Genomic DNA, 1193 nt, shown 5'->3' on the forward strand with positions numbered 1-1193 from the left:
CGTCACCACGCAGAATGTCGAGATCGTATCGACCGACGCCGACCGCGGATCAGGATCAGGCCGCGGTCGGCGTCGGTCGATACGATCTCGACATTCTGCGTGGTGACGCGGGTGTCGCCCATGTGGCCAGCCATATGCTTGCCCTTGAACACCTTGCCCGGGTCCTGGCGCTGGCCGGTCGAACCGTGCGTCCGGTGCGAAACCGAGTTACCGTGCGTTGCACGGCCACCGCCCATGTGGTGGCGCTTGATGACGCCCTGGAAGCCCTTGCCGATCGTCGTGCCCGTCACATCGACCTTCTGGCCGGCGACGAAGTGCTCGACGGTGATCTCGGCGCCGACATCGATCATGTTGTCGGCGGAGACGCGGAACTCGGCGACCTTCGCCTTCGGCTCGACGGAAGCGGTCGCGAAATGGCCGCGCATCGCCTTCGACGTGTTCTTCACCTTGGCAAGGCCAACGCCGAGCTGAACGGCGGTGTAGCCATTCTTCTCTTGCGTGCGCTGGGCCACGACCTGGCAGTTCTCCATCAGGAGAACGGTGACGGGAACATGTTCCCCGGCATCGTTGTAGATGCGGGTCATTCCCACCTTCTTTGCAATCACACCTGAACGCATCGGTTCAATTCCTTTAGAGTTCCGGGCCAGGGGCACCGCCCCTTACCGCGCTCTCATTCCCTTAGAGCTTGATCTCGACGTCGACGCCGGCGGCCAGATCGAGCTTCATCAAAGCATCGACCGTCTGCGGGGTCGGATCGACGATGTCGAGCAGACGCTTGTGCGTGCGCATCTCGAACTGCTCGCGGCTCTTCTTGTCGACGTGAGGCGACCGGTTGACCGTGAACTTTTCGATCCGCGTCGGCAGCGGAATGGGGCCGCGGACGTTTGCGCCGGTACGCTTGGCCGTCGACACGATTTCCTTCGTCGAGGCGTCGAGCACGCGGTGGTCAAACGCCTTAAGGCGGATGCGGATATTCTGTCCGTTCATGCGTCACTTCCTTGTTCTGGCGCGGCGCGGGCAACTCCCGCGCCCGCGACAGATCGGTTTAAGTCCAAATTACTCTTTGATGGTGACGACGATGCCGGCACCGACGGTGCGGCCGCCTTCACGGATAGCAAAGCGCAGCTTCTCCTCCATGGCAATCGGCACGATCAGCTCGACATCGACCGTGATGTTGTCGCCCGGCATCACCA

Annotated in this window: 1 protein-coding gene and 2 pseudogenes; all 3 read right to left on the reverse strand. The window is 62.2% G+C overall.

Annotated elements, in window-relative coordinates:
- Positions 1-41: 41 nt before the first annotated feature.
- Positions 42-617, reverse strand: a pseudogene (rplC, locus tag EN984_RS35310) (50S ribosomal protein L3); the annotation flags it as partial.
- Between the two features lie 61 nt (positions 618-678).
- A complete protein-coding gene (gene rpsJ / locus EN984_RS35315) occupies positions 679-987 on the reverse strand; it encodes a 30S ribosomal protein S10 (RefSeq protein WP_010909272.1) in 309 nt (102 codons plus the stop codon).
- A gap of 69 nt (positions 988-1056) precedes the next feature.
- A pseudogene (tuf, locus tag EN984_RS35320) lies at positions 1057-1193 on the reverse strand (elongation factor Tu); the annotation flags it as partial.

It is taken from the genome of Mesorhizobium sp. M7A.F.Ca.CA.004.12.1.1 (assembly GCF_003997835.1).
Classification (GTDB): domain Bacteria; phylum Pseudomonadota; class Alphaproteobacteria; order Rhizobiales; family Rhizobiaceae; genus Mesorhizobium.